General features: G+C 73.8%; 15 protein-coding genes and 1 pseudogene. 3 read left to right on the top strand and 13 right to left on the bottom strand.

The window, feature by feature from the left end:
• Window positions 1-17 precede the first annotated feature (17 nt).
• From ACWD0J_RS18030 to infC, 8 genes and pseudogenes are all read right to left on the bottom strand, one after another.
• A complete protein-coding gene (locus ACWD0J_RS18030) occupies window positions 18-1,166 on the bottom strand; it encodes a PP2C family protein-serine/threonine phosphatase (RefSeq protein ID WP_451496783.1) in 1,149 nt (382 codons plus the stop codon).
• A gap of 185 nt (window positions 1,167-1,351) precedes the next feature.
• Window positions 1,352-3,865 (bottom strand): phenylalanine--tRNA ligase subunit beta, encoded by a 2,514-nt coding sequence (pheT, locus tag ACWD0J_RS18025; protein WP_451496782.1) that lies wholly within the window; start codon window positions 3,863-3,865, stop codon window positions 1,352-1,354.
• The gene (gene pheS / locus ACWD0J_RS18020) at window positions 3,865-4,986 is read right to left on the bottom strand and encodes a phenylalanine--tRNA ligase subunit alpha (RefSeq protein ID WP_451496781.1); all 1,122 of its coding nucleotides are present in this window, start codon (window positions 4,984-4,986) and stop codon (window positions 3,865-3,867) included. Before pheS ends, pheT begins: the two co-directional genes overlap by 1 nt.
• A 137-nt stretch (window positions 4,987-5,123) precedes the next feature.
• Window positions 5,124-6,260, bottom strand: a complete 1,137-nt coding sequence (locus ACWD0J_RS18015; RefSeq protein WP_451496780.1) for an ATP-binding protein — start codon at window positions 6,258-6,260, stop codon at window positions 5,124-5,126.
• Window positions 6,261-6,326: 66 nt separating this feature from the next.
• On the bottom strand, window positions 6,327-7,175 hold the full coding sequence (locus ACWD0J_RS18010) for a TrmH family RNA methyltransferase (RefSeq protein WP_451496779.1): 849 nt from the start codon (window positions 7,173-7,175) through the stop codon (window positions 6,327-6,329).
• A gap of 90 nt (window positions 7,176-7,265) precedes the next feature.
• On the bottom strand, window positions 7,266-7,649 hold the full coding sequence (gene rplT, locus ACWD0J_RS18005) for a 50S ribosomal protein L20 (RefSeq protein WP_356771806.1): 384 nt from the start codon (window positions 7,647-7,649) through the stop codon (window positions 7,266-7,268).
• Between the two features lie 98 nt (window positions 7,650-7,747).
• Window positions 7,748-7,942 (bottom strand): 50S ribosomal protein L35, encoded by a 195-nt coding sequence (gene rpmI, locus ACWD0J_RS18000; protein WP_003947156.1) that lies wholly within the window; start codon window positions 7,940-7,942, stop codon window positions 7,748-7,750.
• A gap of 111 nt (window positions 7,943-8,053) precedes the next feature.
• A pseudogene (gene infC / locus ACWD0J_RS17995) lies at window positions 8,054-8,756 on the bottom strand (translation initiation factor IF-3).
• A 373-nt stretch (window positions 8,757-9,129) separates the two neighbouring features.
• On the opposite strand from infC, the gene ACWD0J_RS17990 reads away from it, so the two are divergent.
• Window positions 9,130-9,498 (top strand): DUF1844 domain-containing protein, encoded by a 369-nt coding sequence (locus ACWD0J_RS17990; RefSeq protein ID WP_451496778.1) that lies wholly within the window; start codon window positions 9,130-9,132, stop codon window positions 9,496-9,498.
• A gap of 10 nt (window positions 9,499-9,508) precedes the next feature.
• Here the strand turns inward: ACWD0J_RS17990 and ACWD0J_RS17985 are convergent, their stop codons facing one another.
• Together ACWD0J_RS17985 and ACWD0J_RS17980 are read right to left on the bottom strand one after the other, a co-directional pair.
• Window positions 9,509-9,709, bottom strand: coding sequence for a type II toxin-antitoxin system VapB family antitoxin (locus ACWD0J_RS17985; protein WP_451496777.1), 201 nt, complete (start codon window positions 9,707-9,709; stop codon window positions 9,509-9,511).
• Window positions 9,710-9,763: 54 nt separating this feature from the next.
• Window positions 9,764-10,495 carry an SseB family protein gene (locus tag ACWD0J_RS17980; protein ID WP_451496776.1) on the bottom strand — a complete coding sequence of 244 codons (732 nt, stop codon included), beginning with the start codon at window positions 10,493-10,495 and terminating at the stop codon, window positions 9,764-9,766.
• A gap of 150 nt (window positions 10,496-10,645) precedes the next feature.
• Between ACWD0J_RS17980 and ACWD0J_RS17975 the strand changes: the two genes are divergently transcribed.
• Window positions 10,646-11,701: a serine hydrolase gene (locus ACWD0J_RS17975; protein WP_451496775.1), complete on the top strand. Its 1,056-nt coding sequence runs from the start codon at window positions 10,646-10,648 to the stop codon at window positions 11,699-11,701.
• A 98-nt stretch (window positions 11,702-11,799) separates the two neighbouring features.
• Here the strand turns inward: ACWD0J_RS17975 and ACWD0J_RS17970 are convergent, their stop codons facing one another.
• From ACWD0J_RS17970 to ACWD0J_RS17960, 3 genes are read right to left on the bottom strand one after another with little or no spacing between them, the layout of a single operon-like run.
• Entirely contained in the window at window positions 11,800-12,177 is a 378-nt protein-coding gene (locus ACWD0J_RS17970) for a VOC family protein (protein ID WP_451496774.1), read from the bottom strand.
• Window positions 12,174-13,430, bottom strand: a complete 1,257-nt coding sequence (gene mycP / locus ACWD0J_RS17965; RefSeq protein WP_451496839.1) for a type VII secretion-associated serine protease mycosin — start codon at window positions 13,428-13,430, stop codon at window positions 12,174-12,176. Before mycP ends, ACWD0J_RS17970 begins: the two co-directional genes overlap by 4 nt.
• 14 nt (window positions 13,431-13,444) lie before the next feature.
• Window positions 13,445-14,269, bottom strand: coding sequence for a hypothetical protein (locus ACWD0J_RS17960; protein WP_451496773.1), 825 nt, complete (start codon window positions 14,267-14,269; stop codon window positions 13,445-13,447).
• A 2,391-nt stretch (window positions 14,270-16,660) separates the two neighbouring features.
• Between ACWD0J_RS17960 and ACWD0J_RS17955 the strand changes: the two genes are divergently transcribed.
• The gene (locus tag ACWD0J_RS17955; RefSeq protein WP_451496772.1) at window positions 16,661-17,863 is read left to right on the top strand and encodes an amino acid deaminase/aldolase; all 1,203 of its coding nucleotides are present in this window, start codon (window positions 16,661-16,663) and stop codon (window positions 17,861-17,863) included.
• Window positions 17,864-17,889: the final 26 nt, after the last annotated feature.

The following is a 17,889-nucleotide window of genomic DNA, read 5'->3' as shown; positions in this document are numbered from 1 at the left end:
GCCCGGCGTGCGAGTGACTAGTGGTGCGTGGTCGGCTGCGGATCGGTGGTGGCCGGCCGCGCCCGCGCGGCGGACCCGCAGGGGTCGCCGTCCCGCGCCGCTGGAGGATGTCGTCGTGACCGGTCGTTGCGCAGGACCAGTAAGGCGACGTCATCCGCGGGCGCGCCCGCCGCGTGGCGCAGGAGGGCGGTGAAGACCGAACCCAGGACGGCCTGGGGATCGGCCGCGGGGTCGGCGTGGACGGTCTCGGACAGCGCCGCGGACAGGGAGAAGAACCGGCCACGTGCGTCCCGTGTGTCCTCGGCTCCGTCGGTGTGCAGGACCAGTGCCTCGTCCGGCAGCAGGTGACCGCACCGCTCGATCGGCAGGTCGGGCGGGAGCGGGAACGGGCCGAGCGGTGGGAGGGGGTCCGCGCGGGAGAGGGACTCGACCCGCGTACCACTGAGCAGGTACGGCCACGGGTGACCGCAGTTCAGGGCGTGCACCTCGCCGTCCCGGCGGATCTCCAGCAGCAGGACGGTGACGAACTCCTCGGCGGCCGGGGTGTCGGGCTCCGGACCGGCCCAGGGGTGTTCGGCGCGCTCCCGCTCGCGCAGGTGACGGGCCAGGGCGCGCTCCAACCGCCGCAGCACACGGTCGAGTCCGGCCTCGTCGTGCGCGGCCTCGCGGAAGCTGCCGAGGACGGCGGCGGCGGTGGGGACAGCGGCGAGCCCGTGCCCGCGCACGTCACCCATCACGATCCGCACGCCGTGTTCGGTGGCGACGGCCTCGTACAGGTCGCCGCCGATGCCGGCGCCGCGGTCGGCGGACAGCTGGGCGGCGGCGATGTCCAGCCCGTCGATGCGCGGGGGCAGCGGCCGCAGCAGCGCGCTCTGCGCGGCACCCGCGACCCGGTGCGCCTGCCGCAGTTCGCGCAGCAGGGTCCGGCGGACATGGAGCACGAGTCCGGTGCCGACGGCGAAGAACACGGCGCTGGTGGCGGCGCGCGCGCTGAGGCCGTTCTGCTGGGCGAGCGGACAGACCAGTTTGTACGTGATCGCGACGGCGCCCCACACCGCGGGCAGTCCGAGCGCGAGGGCCCGCCGCAGCGGCCGACGGCCGGGTGCCCGTGCGCCCGTACGGATCCGCCCCGCCCTGCGGGGCGGACCAGCCTTGATGCGGATCATGCCGATGGCCCCCCAATCAGGCCCTGACAGCGCAATCGGACCGGCCCCGAAAGGCCGGTCCGATTCTGTCGAGCACCTAGCCCGCGAGGACCACATCACCGGGAGAACTCACTCGATCGAGTGAGGTGACTGCAACGCACCGCAAGGGGCGCGGAACTGTGGCACCACCACAGCCCCCACGCCGCCTAGGCCCTCAGGACAGCGCCCGTCCGCTCGCCCGCCAGGGCGACCGCGGCGTCCCGGGCCGCCGACGCCTCGTCGACGGTCAGCGTCCGGTCGGGCGCACGGAAACGCAACGCGTACGCCAGCGACTTCCGGCCCTCGCCCAGCTGCTCGGCGTTCTCGTACACGTCGAACAGCCGGATCGCCTCCAGCAGTTCCCCCGCGCCCTCGCGCAAGGCGGCCTGCACGTCGGCGTGCGGGACGGACCCGTCGACCACGAGGGCGACATCCTGGGTGGCGACAGGGAACGCGGAGATGCCCGGCGCCCGCACCGTCGCGTCGCCCACCCGCTCCAGCGCGTCCAGGTCGAGCTCCATGGCGCAGGTGCGCGCGGGCAGTCCGAGCGCCTTCAGCACCCGCGGGTGGAGTTCGCCCGCGTGTCCCACGACCCGCTCGTCCCCGTCGGCGACGACCACCAGCTCGGCGCACCGGCCCGGGTGCCACGGCCCGTACTGCCCGCCGCGGACGACGAGTTCGGCACCGGCCTCGCGGGCCACCGCGCGCGCCGCCTCGACCGTGTCGGCCCAGTCGGCCGGACGGCCCCTGCCCCACCAGCCGGCCTGCTCCCGGGCGCCCGCGAGGACGACGGCGACATGGCGCGGCTGCTCGGGCAGCGCGGCGTCGAGCTCGGCGATCTCGGCGTCGGTCGGACGCCGGTCCACGGGCAGCGGGACAGCGACGCGCTGCTCCTCGCGCGGGTGGAAGACCAGGCCGGTCTCGAACAGCGCCAGGTCGTGCGAGCCCCGGCCGTCGTTGCGGCGCAGCGCGCCGAGCAGGCCCGGCAGCAGCGAGGTGCGGAGCGCGGGCTCCTCGTCGCTCAGCGGGTTGGTCAGCTTCACGACCCGGCGGGCCGGGTCGTCGGCGGCGAGGCCCAGCTGGTCGAAGACCTGCTCGCTGACGAACGGGTAGTTCGGCGCCTCGACGTATCCGGCGCCGGCCAGCGCCCGGCCGACGCGGCGGTGCAGCCGCTGCCGGTGGGTGAGGCCACGGCCCGCCGGGGGCCTGGGCAGCGTGGAGGGCAGGTTCTCGTAGCCCTCCAGGCGGATGACCTCCTCCGCCAGGTCGTTCGGGGCGCGCAGGTCGGGCCGCCAGGACGGCACGGTGACGATCAGCTCGTCCTGCCCGTACACGTCGCAGCCGACCTCCTGGAGCCGGCGTACGACGATCTCGCGGCCGTACTCGACACCCGCGACCTTGTCCGGGTGGTCGGCGGGGAGGGCGATGGTGTGCGGCGCGGACGGGGCGGAGACCTCGGTGACACCGGCCTCGGCGGTGCCGCCCGCGAGCAGCACCAGGAGGTCGACGGCGCGCTGTGCCGCCGCGGCGGCGGCCTGCGGGTCGACACCGCGCTCGAAGCGGCGGGACGCCTCGGTGGACAGCTTGTGCCGGCGGGCCGTACGCGCGATGGAGACGGCGTCGAAGTGGGCCGCCTCGATCACGACGTCCGACGTGGCGTTCTCGGCATCGTCGTGGTCGGCGATCTCCGTGTTGGCGCCGCCCATCACACCCGCGAGACCGATCGGGCCGCGGTCGTCGGCGATGACCAGGTCCGCCGCGTCCAGCGTGCGGACCACGCCGTCCAGGGTGGTGAGCTGCTCGCCGGGCTCGGCGCGGCGGACGCCGATGGTGCCCTGGACCAGGGTGCGGTCGTAGGCGTGCAGCGGCTGGCCGAGCTCCGTCATCACGTAGTTGGTGACGTCGACGGCGAGCGAGATCGGGCGCATGCCGACCTTCTGCAGCCGGCGCCGGAGCCAGATCGGGGAGCGGGTCTCGGGGCTCAGGCCGGTGACCGTGCGGGCGGTGAAGCGGTCGCAGCCGATCGGGTCGGCGATCCGGACCGGGTAGCCGAAGGCGTTCGGGCCGGGCACGTCGAGCAGGGCCGGGTCGCTGAGCGGCAGACCGTAGACGATGGCGGTCTCGCGGGCGACGCCGCGGATGGACAGGCAGTCGCCGCGGTTGGCGGTGACGGCGATGTCCAGGACCTCGTCGACCAGTTCGAGCAGCTCGATGGCGTCCTTGCCGACCTCGGTCTCCGGCGGCAGCACGATGATGCCCTTGGTGCCGTCGTCGCCCATGCCCAGCTCGTCGCTGGAGCAGATCATGCCGTGGGACGTCCTGCCGTACGTCTTGCGCGCGGAGATCGAGAAGCCGCCCGGGAGGGTGGCGCCGGGCAGCACCACGACGACCTTGTCGCCGACGGAGAAGTTGCGGGCGCCGCAGACGATCTCCTGCGGCTCGCCGCTGCCGTTGGCCTGTCCGACGTCGACCGTGCAGAAGCGGATCGGCTTCTTGAAGCCCTCCAGCTCCTCGATGGTCAGCACCTGGCCCACCACGAGCGGGCCCTTGAGGTCGGCGCCGAGGTGCTCGACGGTCTCGACCTCCAGGCCGGCGGACACGAGCTTGGCCTGGACGTCACGGCCGGTCTCGGTGGCCGGCAGGTCGACGTACTCCCGCAGCCAGGAAAGCGGGACCCGCATCAGATCTCCATCCCGAACGGCCGGGTGAACCGGACGTCACCCTCGACCATGTCTCGCATGTCTTCGACGTTGTGGCGGAACATCAGCATCCGCTCGATGCCGAACCCGAAGGCGAACCCGCTGTACTTCTCCGGGTCCACGCCGCAGGCGGTCAGCACCTTGGGGTTGACCATGCCGCAGCCGCCCAGCTCGATCCAGCCCTCGCTGGAGCAGGTGCGGCAGGGCCGGTCGGGGTTGCCGACGGACTCGCCGCGGCAGACGTAGCACACCATGTCCATCTCGGCGGACGGCTCGGTGAAGGGGAAGAAGTTCGGCCGCAGCCGGGTCTTCATGCCCTCGCCGAACAGGGACTGGACCATGTGGTCCAGGGTGCCCTTGAGGTCGGCCATGGTGAGGCCCTCGTCGACGGCGAGCAGCTCGACCTGGTGGAAGACGGGCGTGTGGGTGGCGTCCAGCTCGTCGGTGCGGTACACGCGGCCGGGGCAGATCACGTAGACCGGCAGCTCACGGTCGAGCAGGGAGCGGATCTGCACGGGCGAGGTGTGGGTGCGCAGCACGACGCCGGACTCGGTGCCGCCCTCGGGGCCCTCGACGAAGAAGGTGTCGTGCTCGGTGCGGGCCGGGTGGTCCGGGCCGATGTTGAGCGCGTCGAAGGTGAACCACTCGGCCTCGACCTCGGGGCCCTCGGCGACCTCGTAGCCCATGGCCACGAAGATGTCCTCGATGCGCTCCGAGAGCGTGGTCAGCGGGTGGCGGGCGCCGGCCGGTACGCGGTCGTACGGCAGCGTGACGTCCACCGCCTCCTCGACCAGCACGCGCTGGTCCCGCTCGGCCTCCAGGTCGGCCTGGCGGGCGGCGAGCGCCTTGTTCACGGCGCCGCGGGCCTGGCCGACCAGCTTGCCGGCGGCGGCCTTGGCGTGCGGGGGCAGGGCGCCGATCTCGCGGTTGGCGAGGGCCAGCGGGGAGGTGCCCCCGGTGTGGGCGACCTTGGCCTCCTGGAGTGCGTCGAGGGAGTCCGCGGCGGCGAAGGCGGCGAGCGCCTCGTCCCGCATGCGCTCGATCTCTTCCGGTTTCAAGGCCTCGACCTCTACCGGGTCGTACGACTTATTCGGTGCCGACATCTCTTCCCGTGCTTCCGGTTGGCTGGCGGATGGTCCCCGTCCCGACTCGGGGACGCGTCGTCCCGGGAACGGGGACGCAAAGGTGCCAAAGGCCGAGTCTAACGGGGTGGGGGTGGACGAATGCGCCCGCGGGCTGCTCAGGTCAGGTAGGCCGGAGCGCTCACGGGCAACGTAAATCGGAACTCGGCGCCGCCGCCGGGGGCGCGGCCGACCGTGATGGTGCCGCCGTGGGCCTCGACGATGCCCTTGACGATGTAGAGCCCGAGGCCGGTGCCACCGCGCTTGCTGCCCCGCCAGAAGCGGGTGAAGACGCGGTTCATGGACTCCTCCGGGATGCCGGCGCCCTCGTCGCTCACCGTGACCGACGTGCCGGTGTCCTCGCCCTCGCGGGGGGACGCCGTGGGCGTGACGTCAATCGTGACGGTTCCCTCACCGTGCCGCACCGCATTTTCCAGCAGGTTGCTGAGCACCTGGTCGATCTTGTCGGGGTCGGCCCACAGGGCGGGCAGCGGCTGTTCGAGGCGCAGCAGGAACCGGTCGGCGGGCAGGCCGGCGGCGACGTAGGCCTGGATGTGCCGGCCCACGGCGGCGCCCATGTCGACGGGCTGGCGGCGCACCTCCAGGCGTCCGGAGTCGATCCGGGAGATGTCCAGCAGCTCGGCGATGAGCCGGGTCACCCGGTCGGCGTCCGCGTCGACGGTCTCCAACATCAGCCGCTTCTGGTCGTCGGTGAACCTCTCCCACTTGGCGAGGAGCGTGGCGGTGAAGCCCTTGACGGAGGTGAGCGGGGAGCGCAGTTCGTGGGCGACGGTCGCGATCAGCTCGGCGTGGCTGCGCTCGGTGCGGCGACGGGCCTCGGTGTCACGGAGGCAGACCACGACACGGCGGACGGGTCCGGTGGGTGCGCCGCGGACGTACCGCGCGGAGACGAGGACCTCGCGTCCGCCGGGCAGCAGGAGGTTGCGCTCGGGCTGGCCGACCCGGATCGCGAGGCCGCCGTACGGGTCGGTCAGCTGCCACCAGCGCCGCCCCTCCAGGTCCTCTAACGGGAGGGCCTTCTCCAGCCGCTGTCCGAGTGCCTCGGCGGCGGGGACGGCGGTGATGCGTTCGGCGGCGGCGTTGAAGCAGACGACGTGCCCGTGCTCGTCGGCGACGACCAGTCCGTCGGGCAGCTGGTCGGGGTCGATGCCGAGCTCGGCGAGATCACCGGGCCGGGACACGGGCGGGTGCCGCACATCCCGTGCTCCCGGTGCGCTGCTCGTGCCGACGCTCATCCCCGTACCCCACCTCTCAGACGGCCGCTCAGACTGGCGCAGTGGGCCCCCGAGCTGGTCACCCTACTAGCTCTCGGTGACGGAGCGGCACCCTCCGGAGGCGCGCTGTGCACGCGCCGACGCATAGAGACATACGGCGGCGGCGGTGGCGAGGTTCAGGCTCTCGGCCTTCCCGTGGATCGGGACGCGCACCACGGCGTCCGCGAGTGCGCGGGTCTCCTCCGGGAGCCCCCATGCCTCGTTGCCGAAGATCCAGGCGGTCGGCCCGCCCATGGTCTCCTTGTCGAGCTCGTCGTCGAGGTCGTGCGCCCCGGAGCCGTCGGCGGCGAGGATCCGCACACCGGTCCCCTTGAGGCCCTCGACCGCCTGCTCCACGGGGACACCGACGGCGACGGGAAGGTGGAACAGCGAGCCCACGGAGGCCCGGACCGCTTTCGGGTTGTAGAGATCGACGGAGGCGTCGGTCAGGACGACGGCGTCGGCACCGGCGGCGTCCGCGCACCGCAGCACGGTGCCGGCGTTCCCGGGGTCGCGGACGTTCGCGAGGACGGCGACGAGCCGGGGCCGGGCCGCGAGGATCTCCTCGAACGGCGTGTCCAGGAATCGGCAGATCCCGACGAGGCCCTGTGGGGTGACGGTGGTCGAGATGTCGGCGATCACCTGCTCGTCGGCCAGGTGCACCCGGGCCCCGGCGTCCCGGGCCTCCCCGACGATGCCGGCGTACCGCTCCGCGGCGTCGGGCGTGGCGAAGAGCTCGACCAGGGTGGACGCGTGCCCGGCGGCCTCCCGCACCGCCTGCGGCCCCTCCGCGAGGAACAGCCGCTCCTTGCCCCGGAAGTTCCGCCTGGCCAGCCGCCTGGCCGCGGAGACGCGGGAGGAACGGGGGGAGATCAGCTCGGGGGTGGCGGGGGCCATGCAACTCACCTTCGGTAACCAGTCAGCACAACGGACCCGCGGGCAGTGCCCACGGGTCCGTGCAGTCACGTCGGCTCAGGGCCGGCGGCGTCACGCAGCCTTCGGCGCGTTCACGTCCGACGGCAGCGCCTTCTGGGCCACCTCGACGAGCGCGGCGAACGCGCCGGCGTCGTTCACGGCCAGCTCGGCCAGGATCTTGCGGTCCACCTCGATGTTCGCGGCGTTCAGACCCTGGATGAAGCGGTTGTAGGTGATGCCGTTGGCGCGGGCCGCGGCGTTGATGCGCTGGATCCACAGCCGGCGGAAGTCACCCTTGCGCTTCTTGCGGTCGTTGTAGTTGTAGACCAGCGAGTGGGTGACCTGCTCCTTGGCCTTGCGGTACAGGCGCGACCGCTGACCACGGTAGCCGGAGGCCTGCTCGAGGATCGCCCGGCGCTTCTTGTGGGCGTTGACTGCCCGCTTGACGCGTGCCACTTGTTAACTCCTTGTAGCGGGGCCGCGGTGGAACTCACGCGGCCCGGAAACGATTGGGTCCCGGTCCTGACGTACGACGGCGCTCGCGCGCCGGCGGGTCACTTGCCGAGAAGCTTCTTGATCTTCTTGGCGTCGCCCGGGGCCATCTCGGCGTTGCCGGTGAGGCGGCGCGTCAGTCGGGACGACTTGTGCTCGAGCAGGTGGCGCTTGCCGGCGCGCTCGCGCAGCACCTTGCCGGAGCCGGTGATCTTGAAGCGCTTGCTGGCACCGCTGTGCGACTTGTTCTTCGGCATAGCGCCGTTCTCTCCTCGTCGGTGGCGCTCCCGTGCCCGGTCACGACAACCGGGCACTGTGGAGCGTCGCTCTCGTATCGGATATGTCCTGGGGACTCGCGTCCCCCGGGATCACGCCTCGGCGGATGCCTCGGCAGGGGCCTCGACGGCGTCCTCGGTGATCTCGGCGTCCTCGTCGAGATCGCTCTCCGCGGCGTTCTGCGACTTGCCGGGGTTCGCCTTCGCTTCAGCCTTGCGGGCTTCCTGCGCCTGACGCGCCTCGGCCATCGCCTCGGTCTTCTTCTTGTGCGGACCGAGGACCATGATCATGTTGCGGCCGTCCTGCTTCGGGTTCGACTCCACGAACCCGAGGTCGGCCACGTCCTCCGCGAGACGCTGCAGCAGTCGGTAGCCGAGTTCCGGCCGGGACTGCTCGCGACCACGGAACATGATCGTGATCTTGACCTTGTCGCCCTGCTTGAGGAACCGGACGACGTGACCCTTCTTGGTGTCATAGTCGTGCGGGTCGATCTTCGGCCGGAGCTTCATCTCCTTGATGACCGTGTGCGCCTGGTTCTTGCGCGCCTCACGGGCCTTCATGGCCGACTCGTACTTGAACTTCCCGTAGTCCATGAGCTTGCACACAGGCGGACGGGCGGTCGCCGCCACCTCGACCAGGTCCAGGTCGTACTCCTGCGCAAGCTCCAGTGCCTTGGCCAGGGGGACGATGCCCACCTGCTCGCCACTGGGACCGACAAGTCGCACCTCTGGAACGCGAATCCGGTCGTTGATGCGGGGCTCGGCGCTGATGGATCCTCCTCGGTTAGCACCACACGGCGGTCTGGCGGACAGCCGCGTATGTCTCTGTTCGACAGACCTGACCGCGCCGAAGCACAAAAAATGCCCCGGACGATCACAGGCGGGGCTCCAAGCACTACCGGAGCACCGCCGCGATGACCGCGGGGCGCTTTCGGGCGACTCCATCGTCCGTACGGAACGATGGCGGCCGCCTGACCGGGTGACCCGCCGCCCCGGAGGGCGGTCAGGTGGGAGATCGGAGCCTCCACTTGTGGGCCGGTCACACTTACACACATGCGTGTCCGGCCGGTCGTCACACAAGGTTAGCAGTTCACCGGGGCGTGCGCTAATCCGGCGGCTGTCGCCTCCTGCTGTCAAGAGGGCGGGCACCGGGCCCTATGGTGTCCTGCATGAGTGAGACCTCCCCCGCCGGCTCAGCCGAGCAGCCCGACTTCGACGCGATGACCCGCGACATCGCCGAGGTTCCCGCCGTCGAGGTGATCGTCACGGTCGCCGTCAACCTGATGAGCGCCGCCGCCGTGAAGCTCGGCCTGACGGAGGAGGGCGACAAGTACAAGGACCTGGACGAGGCCCGCAAGCTGATCCACGCCCTCGCCGGCCTGCTGGACGGCAGCGCGACCGAGATCAGCTCGTTCCACGCGGCGCCGCTGCGGGACGGCCTGAAGTCGCTCCAGCTGGCGTTCCGCGAGGCGTCCCTCGTCCCGGACGAGCCGGGCCAGGGGCCGGGCGAGAAGTACACCGGCCCCGTCTACGGCTAGTCCGCGGTGGTCAGCCCTGGGGATCCTGCGGTTTGACCTCGACCCGGCGCAGGCTCTGGTCCTTGAGCTCGGTGCGTGCCTCGGTGCGGTGTCCCCGGGCGATGTAGTCACGCACGACCGCTTCGACGGCGTCCTGGGGCGAGCCGATCCCGGCCAGGACCATCACTTCCACCACCAGTTCGGCATCGAGACTGATGTTGACCTTGGCCATGGGCGGCCCCCCTTCGTCGGTCCGGGACTCTAACAGCCGCACCACGGGGCCGGCTCAGTGGCGTACGTACAAGGGCTCGCCCGGCGGCGTCGCCCCGGCCGGCAGGAGTGCCAGGTCGAGGCCGCGCACCAGGCGGGCCCTCAGTGTCTCGTCGGCGGCGAGGCGCTCGGCCACCGCGCGGGCGGCCTCCGCCGGGGGTGCGGACCCGTCCAGGACGAGGGCGAGGGTGCCGTCGGCCTGTCCGGGCCCGAGGTGGGCGCGCAGCACGCCCGGCTCGGCGGCCACCGCGGCGCGTACCGCGTCGCGCACGGCCGGGTCGGCGAGCGGGTCGGCCGTCGTACGGCCCTCCGCGAGCGCGAGCAGCGCGGGCCCGGTCAGCTCGTACGGCACCGGTCCGGCCAGGTCGAGCACGATGGTGTCGGCCTGCTCGTGCGCCGCGGCCCGCAGCGCCTGGTGCAGGGGTACGGCGACGGGGCGGGCCGCCGGGTCCCAGCGGGCCAGCGACTCGGTGGAGGTGAAGGCGGGCAGGGCCGTGCGCAGGCCGGCCTTCAGGGTGGGGACGGCCATGTCGCTGGTCTTCTCGTGACGCAGCCCGTTCTCGTCCTCCTCGGCCTCGCCGAGCACGGCCACCACGGGGACGAGCAGCCGGGCGCCCCTGAGCGCCTCCAGGACGGGGCCCTCGGCGCCGCGGTCCTCGGCCCAGGCGGCGAGCGCCGCGCTCAGCCGGGGGTCGGCGGAGCCGTCGTCGTCGGAGAAGCCGGAGTCGGGAATGTTCTTGTTCGCCACGGTCCCCGACCCTATCGGGGGGATGCTGCTGGGCTTGTGCGGGCCCGGAAACCTGCCCGTGACGCCTTTCACGGCTTTCTCAGAATTCCCTGACACACCTCTAACCTGCGCCTAACGGGCCGCACAGTCGGGGCACCCAGCATCGCGGGCATGGAGTCTTCCAGAGGCGCTCGAAGCCACCGCTCCCGTCCGTCCCGGCGGCGCCCCCTGCTGTACACCGCGCTCGCCTCCGTCGCGATCGCCGGCGGTACGGCCGCGGGGACGGTGTATGTGAAGGCGCAGGCCCATTCCGTCGGAGGCGCCCTGTCCTCGGCGGCGACACCGTCGGCCTCCCCGACGGCCCCGGCTTCGGCTTCGGCTTCGGCCTCTGGGGACTCCGAGGACGGGGAGGCATCGGTGGAATCCATGGCGGAGCCGACGGTGGACCGCGACGCCCTGCTGGCGGACGCCCTGCAGGCGGTGAGTGTGCCGGACACCGCGGCTGTTTCGGTGGCGGTGCTGGACCTGGATTCCGGTGAGAGCGCCGCCTACGGCGACGGGGCCTTCGACACCGCGAGCATCGTCAAGGTGGACATCCTGGCGGCGCTGCTCCTCCAGGCGCAGGACGCGGGCACGCATCTCACCGCGCAGGAGAAGGCGTACGCCACGGCGATGATCGAGAACAGCGACAACGCCTCCGCGTCGGCGCTGTGGGAGGACATCGGCGGGGCGGACGGGCTCGACGCGGCGAACAAGCGGTTCGGGCTGACGGGCACCGAGGGCGGCGACGGTGTGCTGTGGGGGCTGACCCAGACCACGGCCGCCGACCAGCTCACGCTGCTGAAGCAGGTGTTCGGGGACGACTCGGAGCTGAGCGAGGCCTCGCGGACGTATCTGCGGGGGCTGATGGGGCAGATAGCCGCCGACCAGCACTGGGGGGTGTCGGCGGCGGCCGACGGCTCCGGGTGGGCCCTGAAGAACGGGTGGCTCGCGCGCAGCACGACCGGCCTGTGGGACATCAACAGCATCGGGCGCGTCACCGTGGACGGTCACCACTGTCTTCTGGCCGTGCTGTCGAAGGGCAACGCGACGAAGGCACAGGGGATTTCGCTGGTCGAGGCGGCGGCGAAGGCGGCGGTGTCGGTGTTCACCGGCGACGGTGCGTCCGCCGCGGTGTCGTCCTCGGTGTCGTCCTCAGTGCCCGCGTCCTCGGCGAAGCAGAAGTAGCGGGGAGGCGGCTGGGGTCGGGGCCGCGGCCCGGCCGCCGGGGGCGGATGCCGGGGACGGGCCAGGCGACGGGTGCCGGGGACGGGCCAGGCAGAGGGTCAGTGACGGACCAGGCAGAAGGGGTGCCCGGCCGGGTCGGCGTAGACGCGCCAGCTCCGCCGGTCGCAGCCGCCGTCGAGCAGGGTCGCGCCGACGGCCAGCACCTCCTCCTGCGCCCGGTCCAGGTCCGCGACGCCGAAGTCCAGGTGGAACTGCTGAGGGCGGGCCGGATCCGGCCACCGCGGCGGCCGGTGATCCCGCACCCGCTGGAAGGCGAGGACGAGACCGGACGGCGTGTGCAGCGTCGCCCAGCCGTCGTCGAGGGTCCACCGCCGGTCGGGCCGGTCGACGGTGCCGCCGAGCAGGGACCGGTAGAACCCGGCCAGTTGCCCGGGGTCGGCGCAGTCCAGCACCACGCACTGCAGGTCGGCGATCATGTCCACCGGTCGTGGGGCTCGTGGCCGTCGTGGGAGCGCGGTCCGCGGCGACCACGCCACACGAGCACCGCCACGATCAGCAGCACACCACCGAAGCCGCCCGCGAGGGGGGCCGCCCAGCCGGCGGGACCGTCCTCCTCCTCGGCGGTGTCCGGGCCGGAGCCGAAGTACTCGTCACCGTACGAGGCGGCCCGCAGGCCCTCCGGCTCGATCCGGCCGGCCTGCGCGAGGGCGGCGGCCGGGTCGATGAAGCCGAAGCCCCGGGAGTCGTCGCGGCCGTCGGCCGGGGCGTTGCGGGCCGTGTCCTCCAGGAGCTTCTTGATCTGGGCGGGGGTCAGGCCGGGGTGGGCCGCCCTGATGAGCGCGACCGCGCCGGAGACGAAGGCGGAGGCGGCGCTGGTGCCCCAGCCCTCGTAGTACCTGTGGTCGGGGTCGGCGATGACGACATCGACGCCGGGAGCACTGACCGTGGCGTACCAGCGGCGGGTGGAGAAGGAGGCCCGGGTGCCGAACTTGTCCACGGCGGTGGCGGCGATCACACCCGGGTAGGCGGCCGGGTAGGAGATGTGGTCGCCCTTCTCGCCGCCGTTGCCGGCGGAGGCGACGACGACGGAGCCCTTCTTGAGGGCGTACTGGACGGCCTCGTCCTCGGCGGGTTCGGGATGCGCGGAGGCGGAGTCGTCGCCGAGGGAGAGGTTGATGACGTCGGCGCCCTGGTCGGCGGCCCAGCGGATGCCGTCGGCGAGGGCGTTGCCGCGGGTGCTGCGGGCCTTGGCGCGCGCCGGGTCGTCGTCCTCGAGGATCACCCGGATGGGGAGGATCTTCGCCTCGGGAGCGATGCCCATGACGCCGTCGGCGTTGCCGGTGCCGTGTCCGTGGCCGGCGATGATCCCGGCCATCGAGGTGCCGTGGTGGGCCCAGGCGGCGTCGCCGTCCTCGGCGCCGAAGCCGATCATGTCCTTGCCGGGGAGGACGTTGCCGACGAGGTCGGGGTGGTCGGCCTCGACGCCGGTGTCGAGGACGGCGACGGTGACGCCCGCGCCCTTCGTCGTCCGCCAGGCCTCCTCGGTACGCATGGCGTCCAGGGCCCACTGCTGGGCGCGGATGCCGTCGGCGTGCGCGGCGGTGGGCGGGACGAGGGCGACGGTGGCGGCGAGCAGGACACTCACGAGACCGGCCCTGCGGGTCCTGGCACGCGCGCGGCTCAGGGGACTCGTCCGGCCGGCGGTCAGCACCCGGCTGATCGGGCTCATCCCGTTGACCGGGCTCATGAAGGCTTCTCCGTGGGCGAGCTGACGGTCTTGCGCAGGCCGCGTTCGACACGGTCGGCGAGGCCCTGCGCCTCGTGGCCGAGGCCGGCCTGGGCCGGGGCGGTGGTGACACCGGACGCCATGGCCTTCGCGGCGGGCTGCGGGGCGTCCACGGTACGGCCGTCGGCCCAGCCGGAGACGGCGTAGACGACGACCGGGGCGTCGGTGAGGACCGACAGGGTCCAGGAGGCGCGCTGCTCGGTGCCGAACTCGGCGGCGGGGGTGTCCTTGGCGGCGTACGGGCGGGGCATCAGGTCGGTGCGGTCGTCGAGGCCCTCGTCCGTGAACCGTCTGCCGAGGGCGCTCATCGCGGCGGCGTCGCCCTTGGTGAAGAGGAGACCGACGGTGGTGACGTAGCTCTGGGTGGCGTCGGTGTAGGTGGCGCGCAGGAGCCGCCGGCAGCCGACCGGGGCGAGCGCCTTGCGCAGCAGGGGGTCGAAGGCGTCCTCGCAGCCGCTGTCCGGGGCGACGGCGATGCGCGTCCAGGTGCGGTCGGCGCCGCCGGGGCCGGCGCCCTGGCCCTCGACGGTCGGCGGGAACAGCTGGTCCACCGGAACGCTGTGCCACAGCCCGCCGGCCACGGCGAAACCGTCCCGTGTCCCGGTCCGCCCCGGCTCCCCGACGAGCCAACTCCCGGTCGCGGCACCGCCGATGAGTCCCAGACCGAGCACGACACACGCCGCCGCGGCGGCGATCCGAGGCCGCACCCGCACCCCGCGCGCCCGCGGTCGGGCCCGCTCGTCGAACCCCTCGGGCTCCCCGAACGACACGACGGGCCGCACGGAACCCGGGGCTCCGCCCGGCGTCACGGGCGCGTTCCAGGAGAGAGCGGGATCGGGGACACGGACGGCGGAGCCGGAGTCGCGTGGGGGGTGGGAGGGGTGAGGAGGCTCGGCGGCAGGCGGGTGCGATCGGTTGCCGGGGCTGTGCGGTGCGGAGGGCGGCCGCGGGCGGCTTCCGGCGGGAGCGGAGCCCGGCGGTGACTGCGGACGGCCTCCCGCGGGGGCGGCGGGGGCCGACGGGGGCCGCGTGCGGCGCGCGGGCCCGGCGGGGGCGTGCGGAGCGCCCCTGGGCGCGGGGGGCGCGGAAGGCGTACGGGATCCACTCACGGTGCCGGAGGCGCCCGGGGCCTCACGGGTGGGACGCGGCGGGAAGCCGGGCCGGGCGGGCGTGGCCGGCTCGTCACTCGCGCGGCCTCCGGACCGCGCGGGAGGCGTGGCGGAGCCGGGGCGACGATCGGGAGCGGAGTCGGGGTGAACGCCGGCCGGCGAGGCGGACGTGCCGGAAGCCGAGCGGGGGTCCGGGCGCACACCGGACGACCGGCCCGACGAGGCGGAACCGGGGCGTCCGAAGGACGCGGCCCCGGGACGAGCACCCGCCCGCGCATCCGACGTCCCGGAACCCGGTCCGGAGTCCGGCCGCTGCGCCCCCTCCGCGGCAGCCGGCCCGGCCGCCTGCCGGCCGGCAGACCCGCCGCCAGACGCACCCGCACGCCCCAAGGACCCGGCGGACGCGGACCCCGGACGAGCACCCGCCCGCCCGGCCGGCGTCCCGGGACCCGGGCCGGAGTCCGACTGCGTCGGCGCCGGGTCCGCGGGGATCGGGCGGAGGCGGAACGTCGTCTCCGACGCGGTCTCGGCGGGTGCGGAGGTACGGCGGGGCGGTACCGGAGGCCGATGGCTCGGCCGGGGGGGTATGGGGTCCGAAGCCGGAGCCCCTGAGCTGGATCGAGAGGGCTGGTGTCCCGCCGCGGCCGGGCCCGCGCTGGGCCGGGGCGGTACGCGTCCCGGCGCGGCCGGGCCGGGAGTCGGCTGCGGAGGAACGAAGCCCGGCGCGGGCGTCGCGGCGTCCGGCCGGGGCGGCACGTGGTCCGGCGCGGACGGGCCGCCGCCCGGTCGCGGAGGCATGGCACCCGACACCGTCGGGCCGCTCCCCGGCGGGGGCGGCGGCACAGGGCCGGGTGCCGTCGGCCCGGCGCCCGGACGCGCAGACCCGAAGCCCGGCGCGGACGGCTCCGCATCAGGCCTCGCAGCCCTGGAACCCGGCGCGAACGACCCGCCGTTCGGCCTGGAAGGCGGGAAACCCGGCACGGACGGCCCGGCCTCCGGCCTCGGAGACAGCGAAGCGCCCGGCCGCGGCGGCAGCGCGTCGGGCCCGGACGACCCGCCGTCCGGGCGCGGCGGCGGGGAACCCGGCGCAGACGGTCCGCGGCCCGGCGGGGGCGCGGATCCGGGTGCGAACCATCCGGCGTCCGGCCGCGCAGGCGCGGGAGCACGCGTCACCGGCCCCGCACCCGGCTGCGGCGGCGTCGCGCCCCGCTCGGAGGTGGTGCCGCTCTCTCGGCGTATCCCGTGGCCGGTCGACGGCGGGGTGTCCGGGAAGCGGGCCGACGCCCTGGGCGGGGGCGGCGCGGAGGAGTCGCCGTCGGTCGCGAAGAACGGTGTCCGCACGTGCGGGAGACGAGGGCCGGTGTGCTGCGTGGAGGACATGCGGCGGGCCCCGTCGGCGTCGGTGTCGCTCTCAACGTCACGGCGAACCGACGAGCCTGCCCCGGCGACGGAACCAGAAGGGGAACGAGAGCCGGTACCGGGACCGCTGCCCCGCACCGGCACCGGCCCGAACCCGGCGGCCGCCTCACCCGACGCCGCAGCGGACCCGTCGGCAGGCGCCGGAGCCCGCCCGGACATGCCTTGGTCCGCCGGCACCGGACCGCTCCCCGCGAACCCCCGGTCCACTTGCATCCGTCCGGCCCCGGAGTCGTCCGCACGCGCCGGCCCGGAACCGCTCTCCGGGACACCCCCGTGCGTCCCTGCCGAGCCGCTCTCCGCGTCCCCCGCCGCCGGCGGTCCCGGTGGGCGTGGGGGGACGGGGGCGCGCCGCGCTTCCGTGCTCATGCACCCCCCGTTTCCTCGTGCCCGGGCCGTCTCCTCGTACGCGGGCCGGTTGTCACCGTCGACCGGGCCCGGCGTGGACTCGGCCGTCCGGGCAGGCATACCCGCACAGGCGGACCGGCATCCCGGCGCGGGCGTGTGGCCGGGGACGGCACGGTCCTCCGTGCGTGCGCGTCACTCTACGGGTTGTCGCCCGGTGAACGGGAACCAGTCCGCGACCCCGGGGCATCTGCCCGGAACGTCCCCCTACCCTGCGGTAATCCTGTCTGGCAGTCTTCGTTCATGACTGCGCGCGCCGCCGACCGGGCCCGTTACGACCGGGCCACCGCCCATCTCGACGCCCCCCTCGCGATCGTGGACCTGGACGCCTTCGACGCGAACGCGGACGATCTCGTCCGCCGGGCCGGCGGCAAGCCGGTCCGGGTCGCCAGCAAGTCCGTACGCTGCCGGACCCTGCTCGAACGCGTGCTGGCGAAGGACGGTTTCGCGGGCGTCATGTCCTTCACTCTCGCCGAGTCCCTGTGGCTGGCGCGGAGCGGCTTCGACGACGTCCTGCTCGCCTATCCCTCCGCCGACCGTGCCGGGTTCGCCGAACTGGCCGCCGACCCCAAGCTCGCCGCCGCCGTGACCGTCATGGTCGACGACCCCGCGCAGCTCGGCCTCATCGACGGAGCACGCGACGGCGGACGTGAAGTCATCCGTGTCTGCCTGGAGTTGGACACCTCGCTCAAACTCCTCGGCGGCCGGGTGCGCGTCGGCGCCCGGCGCTCGCCGCTGCACTCCCCCGCCCAGGTCGCCGACATGGCCCGTGCCGTGGCCCGGCGGCCGGGGTTCAAGGTCGTGGGGATCATGGCGTACGAGGGGCACATCGCCGGTGTCGGTGACGCCGTCGCCGGACGGCCGCTGCGCTCGCGCGCGGTCCGGCTGATGCAGGCCGCGGCCCGCCGGGAACTGGCCGAACGGCGGGCCGCGGTGGTGCGCGCGGTGCGGACCGTGGTGCCGGACCTGGAGTTCGTCAACGGCGGCGGCACGGGCAGTGTGCAGCACACCGCCGCGGAGGACTCGGTCACCGAGATCGGTGCCGGGTCGGGACTGTACGTACCGCGGCTGTTCGACAACTACACGTCGTTCAGCGGGCGTCCGGCCGCCCTGTTCGCCCAGCCCGTCGTGCGGCGGCCGGGAGTCGGGGTCGTGACCGTCCTCGGCGGGGGGTATCCCGCCTCCGGTGCGCCCGGTCGCGACCGGCTGCCGGTGCCCTGCCTGCCGGAGGGGCTGGCGTACGACCCGCAGGAGGGACCCGGCGAGGTGCAGACCCCGCTGCTCGGCTCCCCCGCCGACGACCTCCTGCTCGGTGACAAGGTGTGGTTCCGGCACGCCAAGGCCGGGGAGTTGTGCGAGCGGTTCGACGTGCTGCACCTGATCGAGGGGGACGCGGTGACGGCGACCGTCCCCACGTATCGCGGGGAAGGCCACACCTTCCTCTAGCGCTCCCCGCGCCCTTCCCCCGCCGG

It is taken from the genome of Streptomyces sp. NPDC003011 (assembly GCF_053591515.1).
This window is presented reverse-complemented; position numbering and strand designations above follow the sequence as displayed.